General features: G+C 53.2%; 9 protein-coding genes. 8 read left to right on the top strand and 1 reads right to left on the bottom strand.

Translation table 11 applies throughout. The features are described 5' to 3' along the window. The 8 genes from H7A81_RS24065 to H7A81_RS24030 all read left to right on the top strand — a co-directional run. Positions 1–547, top strand: a 547-nt coding sequence (locus H7A81_RS24065) for a M20/M25/M40 family metallo-hydrolase (RefSeq protein WP_182058945.1), incomplete at its 5' end; no start/stop codon positions are given. A gap of 81 nt (positions 548–628) precedes the next feature. Then, complete coding sequence (locus H7A81_RS24060) at positions 629–1,942, top strand: LLM class flavin-dependent oxidoreductase (RefSeq protein ID WP_182058944.1); 1,314 nt, start codon at positions 629–631, stop codon at positions 1,940–1,942. Positions 1,943–1,961: 19 nt separating this feature from the next. Beyond that, entirely contained in the window at positions 1,962–2,894 is a 933-nt protein-coding gene (locus tag H7A81_RS24055) for an ABC transporter substrate-binding protein (protein WP_182058943.1), read from the top strand. Between the two features lie 9 nt (positions 2,895–2,903). After that, entirely contained in the window at positions 2,904–3,416 is a 513-nt protein-coding gene (locus tag H7A81_RS24050) for a GNAT family N-acetyltransferase (protein ID WP_182058942.1), read from the top strand. A 9-nt stretch (positions 3,417–3,425) separates the two neighbouring features. Next, positions 3,426–4,346: an amino acid ABC transporter permease gene (locus H7A81_RS24045; protein WP_034829778.1), complete on the top strand. Its 921-nt coding sequence runs from the start codon at positions 3,426–3,428 to the stop codon at positions 4,344–4,346. Next, a complete protein-coding gene (locus tag H7A81_RS24040; RefSeq protein WP_058962363.1) occupies positions 4,330–5,124 on the top strand; it encodes an amino acid ABC transporter ATP-binding protein in 795 nt (264 codons plus the stop codon). Before H7A81_RS24045 ends, H7A81_RS24040 begins: the two co-directional genes overlap by 17 nt. After that, positions 5,124–6,029, top strand: coding sequence for an ABC transporter substrate-binding protein (locus tag H7A81_RS24035; protein WP_182058941.1), 906 nt, complete (start codon positions 5,124–5,126; stop codon positions 6,027–6,029). Before H7A81_RS24040 ends, H7A81_RS24035 begins: the two co-directional genes overlap by 1 nt. A 345-nt stretch (positions 6,030–6,374) precedes the next feature. After that, entirely contained in the window at positions 6,375–6,782 is a 408-nt protein-coding gene (locus tag H7A81_RS24030) for a hypothetical protein (protein WP_255479033.1), read from the top strand. Between the two features lie 45 nt (positions 6,783–6,827). Here H7A81_RS24030 and H7A81_RS24025 read toward each other — a convergent pair. Next, the coding region (locus tag H7A81_RS24025) for an EAL domain-containing protein (protein WP_182058940.1) at positions 6,828–7,414 on the bottom strand (587 nt) is incomplete at its 5' end.

Genomic DNA, 7,414 nt, shown 5'->3' with positions numbered 1-7,414 from the left:
GATCATTCAGGCATTGCAATCTCTCACCAGCCGCAGTTTTAACACCCTGGATAGCCTGGTGTTGAGCGTGACGCGCATCGATGCCGGTCAATCTGGCAACTCTTTACCGAGAGAAGCTGAGTTTGGCGGCACGGTGCGCACCCATGACAAGCAGGTGCGGGCGCAACTTGAACAGCGCGCGCGTCAGATTGTCGAGCACATTGCGGCGGCAAACGGTGCGACCGCGACCTTCAGCTGGCATCCGGGTCCGCCGGTGCTAGAAAACGATGCACGCTGGGCGCAGTTTGCCAGTGAAATTGCTCAGCTGGTGGGGTATCGGGTGCAAACCGCAGAACTGCACCTCGGCGGCGAAGATTTTGCGTATTACTTACAACAGATCCCCGGCGCGTTTGTCAGCATTGGCAGCGCCAGTGAATTTGGTCTGCATCACGGCGGTTTCAACCCCGATGAAGCACTGATCGCGCCTGCCGCGCACTATTTCACCCAACTGGCGCAGCAGGCCTTGCAGCATCTCAATGCACGATGTCGTGACGCAATTCTGAGTTAGCCCATTTAACCCAATATCCTCCGCTTTGTATGGCGACGAAACCGTCGCCGTCAGGCTATGCCATGGAAAAGAGAGAACACTATGACTGCAAGACAACTGCGACTCGGCACCATTCTGCATGGCGCATCCGGCAATATGTCCGCCTGGCGTCATCCGGCGGCGCAGGCCAATGCCAGCATCAATTTTGACTATGCAAAACACATCGCGCGCAAGGCGGAAGCTGGCAAGCTGGATTTTCTGTTTGTCGCCGACGGTTTGTTTATCAATGAAAAATCCATTCCCCATTTTCTCAATCGCTTCGAACCACTGACGCTGCTGTCGGCGCTGGCGGGAGTCACTGAGCATTTAGGATTGGTGGGTACGGTCTCCACCTCTTACAGCGAACCCTTCACGGTTGCCCGTCAGTTTGCCAGCCTCGATCACCTTAGCGGCGGGCGCGCAGGCTGGAACGTGGTGACCTCGCCTTTGGAAGGATCGGCGAAAAACTTTTCGCGCCAGCAGCACCCGGAGCATGCGCTGCGCTATCGCATCGCCGACGAGTATTTGCAGGTGGTGAAAGGGCTGTGGGATTCGTGGGAAAGCGATGCCTTTGTGCGGAACAAAGAGAGCGGTCAATTCTTCGATGCCACCAAACTTCATACCCTCAATCACCACGGTGACTTCTTCCAGGTACAGGGTCCACTGAACATCGAACGCACGCCGCAGGGACGTCCGATCGTGTTTCAGGCCGGTGCGTCAGAGGATGGGAAGAAGCTGGCAGCGCGCCACGCCGATGCCATTTTCACCCACCAGCCGACGCGCGAAGAGGCGCAGGCTTTCTATAAAGATGTGAAAAAGCAGCTGGTGGCGAACGGACGTGAACCGCAGGATCTGCATATCTTCCAGGGCGTTGGCGTCATTGTCGGTGACGATGCCGAAGACGTTGAGCGTCAGTACCAAACTACCGCCGCACTGGTTTCCATCAAAGATGCATTGAACTACCTCGGCCGCTTCTTCGATCACCACGACTTCTCGCAATACCCGCTTGATGAACCCTTCCCGGATATTGGCGATATCGGCCAAAACAGCTTCCGCAGCACCACCGATGAAATCAAACGTAAGGCGCAAGCGCACGGTCACACACTGCGTCAGGCCGCACTGGAAGCAGCCACGCCGCGTCCGCTGTTCTTTGGCACGCCAGAAGAGGTGGCGGATGGCTTACAGCTGTGGTTTGAAACCGAGGCCACCGATGGCTTCATTATTCAGGGCGGCACGCCGGATACCTTCGAACGCTTTGTCGATCGCGTCATCCCCCTCTTGCAAGCGCGCGGCCTGACCCGCAGCGAATATCCTGGCACCACGCTGCGTGCCAGCTTCGGTCTGAAAGACCCGGTTAATCAGTTCACACAACAATAAATTAAAGAGAAAACACGCTATGCAGAAAAAATCCCTTATTGCGCTGATGTTGCTGAGTTTAAGCAGTGCGGCTTTGGCTGAAGACGTGGCGGTGAACGGTCAGCAGATCAGCATCGAAGCCAATAAAACACCGGTGAACACTGCGGAAAATCCCGCTGCCGTGGCGCAAATTCCGGCCGGACATAAGTTTGCCGTGCCAGGCTCATTTACCGTGGCGGTGGCCGCACTGAACTCCCCGCCATTAACCGTATTTAGTGATGACAACAAAACCCTGCTCGGCAGCGAAGTGGATATCGCTCGTCTGGTGGCCGACAGCCTGGGATTGAAACTCAATGTGGTGCCGACCTCGTGGGAAGACTGGCCGCTGGGCGTGGCTTCCGGCAAATATGACGCGGCGATTACCAATGTCACCGTGACCAAAGAGCGTAAAGAGCGCTTCGATTTCGCCACCTATCGCAAAGATTCCCTGGGTTTCTACGTGAAATCCAGCAGCCAGGTTAAATCATTGAACAAAGCTGAAGACATCGCCGGGCTGCGCATCATTGTGGGTTCCGGCACTAACCAGGAAGCGATCCTGCTGGCGTGGGATAAAGAGAATCAGGCGAAGGGGCTGAAGCCTTTTACCCCGGTTTACACCAAAGATGATGCTGCGCAAACGCTGGCGCTGCAGTCCGGTCGCGCAGATGCCTACTTCGGTCCGAATGTGATTGGCGCGTGGAAAGCCGCGTTAACTCATCAAACCAAACTGGTGGGCAGCGTGGATGGAGGTTGGCCGAAAGCTGCACACATTGCGGTGACGGTGAAAAAAGACAACGGTCTGGTACAACCGATTAACACCGCGCTCAACGGCGTGATCAAGAACGGTGATTACGACAAGGTGCTGAACCGTTGGGGTGAAGGCGTGGAGCGTCTGGATCGCTCTGAAATCAACCCAGCCGGTCTTGGCGACTAAGGAGGCTGCATGAGCCAGCAATTTTTCCGCGAAGTGCATCCTGAAGCCGCTGAGTTGCAGCCGATTATCACCGGTCTGTTTGGCGAGTATGCGGCACGTTACGGCGATTTCTTCAAAAGCGCTAACGAGGTGGAATTAACCGAGTGGTACTTGCCGCCGCGTGGGCTGTTTATCGTGCTGGAGCGTGACGGCGAGATCATCGCCATGGGCGCCTATAAACCTTATGACGAGGTGACCGCGGAATTTAAACGCATCTGGACGCGCAGCGATCTGCGCCGTCAGGGATTGGCGCTGCTGATTTTGCAGGAGCTTGAACGGCGTGCGTTGCGCGCCGGTTATCAGCGCGTGTTCCTGACCACCGGATTTCGCCAGCCGGAAGCCGTTCAGCTGTATATCGGCCACGGCTATCAGCCGCAGTTTGCGCTACGCGAAGATATGGAAATCTACAGTCGGCCACCTCATGACGGGCGTTTACGCTTCCTCAAGGTGATTGATGTGCACAGCGTGGTGCAGGCCAGCTAAGGAGTCATGATGAGTCAGGAAAAACATTTAACCGTGGTGCCCGCACGCTACCCAGGAAGGATCATCGGGGCGATTGTCGCACTGTTTATTCTCGCCAGCGTGATTGATTCGGTGGCCTTTAATCCCCGTTGGGAATGGCGCGTATTTGCCCGCTGGTTCTTTGATCCGGTGATTCTCACAGGGCTGGGGCAAACGCTGTTACTGACGTTGTTCGGCACGGTGCTGAGTTTGATTTTTGGCGGCCTGCTGGCGCTGGCGCGGCTCTCTTCGTCATGGTTATTGAGCACGCTGGCGTTTGGTTACATCTGGCTATTTCGCTCGCTGCCGCTGATTGTGGTGCTGATTATTCTGTATAACTTCTCCTACCTGTACGACACGCTGTCGCTCGGCGTGCCTTTCACGACACTGTCGTGGGGCCATTTCCAGACTATCAATGTGCTGGGGCAGTTCCCGGCAGCGGTGATTGGATTGACGCTGGTGCAGAGCGCCTACAGTGCGGAGATTATTCGCGGCGGCTTTTTGGGTGTCGATCACGGTCAGTTTGAGGCAGCGTCGGCGCTGGGTTTGTCCTCGTCCCGTCGTACCTTCCGCATCATTCTGCCGCAAGCCCTACGCGCCATTATTCCCACCACGTTTAACGAAATCATCAGCCTCGCCAAAGGGACTTCCATGGTGTACGTGCTGGCGATGCCGGAACTGTTTTATACCATCCAGATGATCTACAACCGCACGCAACAGGTGATCCCGCTGTTAATGGTGGGTGCGGCCTGGTATCTGATTATCACCACCGTATTGTCACTGCTGCAGCACAGCGTTGAACGTTGGCTGGCCCGCAGCGTGACGCGTGAACCGCAACCGTCGCGCTGGCGTCAATGGCGCAATCGCTCTGCTACCGCCAATGAGGAGCTTTCTCATGTCCGAAGCCATTGATTATCGCAATCTGCACACTACCGGTGCCATCAGCATTACCGGCGTCAGTAAGTCATTTGGTAAACACAAAGCGCTGGATGACGTCTCGCTGGAGCTGGAGCCCGGCTCGGTGACGGTGATTCTTGGCCCGTCAGGATCAGGGAAATCCACGCTACTGCGCACCATTAATCATCTGGAACGCGTGGATGAAGGGTTTATTCAAATCGACGGCGATTACATCGGTTATCAACGTCGTGGTGACAAGTTGTATGAGTTGAAAGAGAAGGCGATTTTGCGCCAGCGCATCAACGTCGGTTACGTGTTTCAGAACTTCAATTTATTTCCCCATCTGACGGTTTTAGACAACCTGATTGAAGCACCGATTGCCCATCGTCAATTGTCACGGCGCGAGGCGATTGAGCGTGCGGGAGAATTGCTGGATATCGTGGGGTTGCGGCATAAAGCTGATGCCTGGCCGCGACATCTTTCGGGTGGCCAGCAGCAACGCATCGCCATTGCACGTGCCTTGATGCTGAATCCACGCGTGATGCTGTTTGATGAACCGACCTCGGCGCTCGATCCTGAGTTGGTGGGTGAGGTGCTGGACGTGATTAAGAAGCTGGCACGATCCGGCACCACGCTAGTGATTGTGACGCACGAGATTGGTTTTGCGCGCGAAGTGGCGGATCAGGTGGTGTTTATGGTTGATGGCCGTATCGTCGAACAAGGCAGTACGCACCAGGTGTTGAACCAACCGCGTCATGAGCGTACGAAACGATTTTTGGCACGGGTGCTGTAATGGAGAGAGTGATAGTCAGTGCGCTGGCCGCATGGTTGTTCAGCTCGCCACTGTGTGCCGCAGCAACGCTGGATGCAAAAAACAACGAAACGCCAATCCACATTCCGGCTAACCCGCAAGCCATCGCCAAAATTCCGGCTGGATTTCATTTTGTGACGCCGGGATATTTGACGGTCGCGACTTCCGCATCCAATTCCCCGCCAATAGGCTTGTGGGCATCAGACAATAAAACGCTGATTGGTAGCGACCCTGATTTCGCCCGGCTGCTGGCCGACAGTTTGGGGTTGAAACTCAAGCTGGTGCCTGCCGCCTGGGAAGACTGGCCGCTGGGCCTCACCGCCGGACGTTATGATGTGGCAATGTTTAATATCGCGGTGACGGAAGAACGGAAACAGAAGTTCGATTTCGCGACTTACCGCGCGGATAACCATGCGTTCGCCGTGAAAACGGACAGTGCAATCACGGCGATCAAAGGGCGCGAGGACGTGGCGGGTAAACGCATCATTGTCGGTTCCGGTACCAACCAGGAGAAAATTTTGCTGAGTTGGGATGCGAAAAACCGTGCACAGGGGTTGGCTCCGGTTCAGCCGATATATCTCAATGATGATGCCTCAGCGACGCTGGCGTTGCTCTCCGGGCGCGCCGATGCTTCATTTGGCCCACAAGCCATGGCGGCATGGAAAGTGGCGTCACGCGGTCAAACCAAAATCGTCGGTCACGGTCCGTTCCGCGCCTGGGTGGCAGTGACGACTAAAAAAGGTAATGGGCTGGATGTGGCATTACAGCAGGCGATCAATGGAGCGATAACCAGCGGACAGTACCAACAAGTGCTGGCACGCTGGGGAGAACAGGAGGAGGGCGTGGAGGCGTCACAGGTCAATCCGCCTGGGATTGTTTATCAATAAATGATTTTTTGTTAATTGAGAGAAAACTCACAGCTTGATTGTTGTGAGTTCTTTCTTTTCAGCGTTGTTGTGAACTTATTCATTCTTTTATTTATTTTTTTTGGCATGAATTAAACGGTAAATCTCATTTTTTGACCGTGAAATAAACTCGCCTTGCATTTAATTAATCGCTTCAGATGGTTTTTTATCTTCTCTTACAAGGATCGGTATTGTTTAGCCTGTCGGTAAGGTGTCATATTGGTGTTTCCAGAGGGAATGTGAGGTTGAAAAAGAGTAAAAAAGATTTTGAATGAGTCTGGCTTAACCTGCATTACCCAATCAACGCTTAATGAGATTGGGGTTAACATGTTAGTTGAAAATATAAGAGGTCAACTTAATATCTGCTACGCGCAATCCCTACAGTGCAGAGAAATTAAGCGGCCGAGATTGGGGGGCGTTATCATAGAGTCAAGAGTCAGGAAGCTGGAAGAGTCGGTTGCCATCATCGCTACAGATGTTGCCGTTATTAAGTCGAATTATGCAACTAAACAGGATGTATCTGAAGTCAAATTAGAAATAGCGGAAGTGCGATCGGAGGTTCGAGAAGTGAAAGCTGATGTTGCGTCCATAAAGGAAAATTACGCGACCAAGGCGGATGTACTGGCGATCAGGGGCGATCTGTACCAGGCGCTGAACAAACAAACCAAATGGATGGTTTCAATGCAACTCGTCACATTAGGACTGGCGTTAACGATCGCCAAAGCGATATTTTAATCCTGTGCACAATGGCGGCTCAGCCGCCGCCATGGCAAAAGTCTCTTATGTGGTGGCTTTACGGATCCAAAGCGCAGCCTCTCCCGCAGGGAGTGGACGGGCAAAGTGATACCCCTGGAATAGGTTACAGCCTTTGTCGCGCAGGTAGTCGAAATACTCTTCGCTTTCGATCCCTTCAGCCAGTACGTTCAATCCCATTTCACGCGACAGTTCAATCGTTTTGTGTACCACAATGGCGGCGGATTCATTGTCAAAAATATGCATGATAAGCGATTTATCGATCTTGATATCATCAATCGCGAAATCACTGATCGATTTCAGCGATGAATAGCCTACACCAAAATCATCGATCGCCCATTTAATGCCTAACTGACTGAAATGCTCAATGACACTGCTGATTCTTTTTTGATCGTAAATAAAGGTGGTTTCAGTTATTTCAAACTTTAATCTTTCCGGACTGATTTTGTGATGTGAGAGCGTCAGCAAAGTATCCTGGGTAAAATCCCGATGCATCAACTGCAATGGACTGATATTGATCGAAAACATCAAATTACTAAGATGATACATGCGATCCCAGTCAGACATTTGCTGCAGGGTTCTCTCCATCACCCATTTGCCAATCTCAATAATCA

The organism is Pantoea sp. ME81 (assembly GCF_903970985.1).
In the GTDB taxonomy this organism is placed as follows: domain Bacteria; phylum Pseudomonadota; class Gammaproteobacteria; order Enterobacterales; family Enterobacteriaceae; genus Pantoea; species Pantoea communis.
Note: the sequence above shows the minus strand (reverse complement) of the source record. Positions and strands in the feature narration are given on the sequence as shown.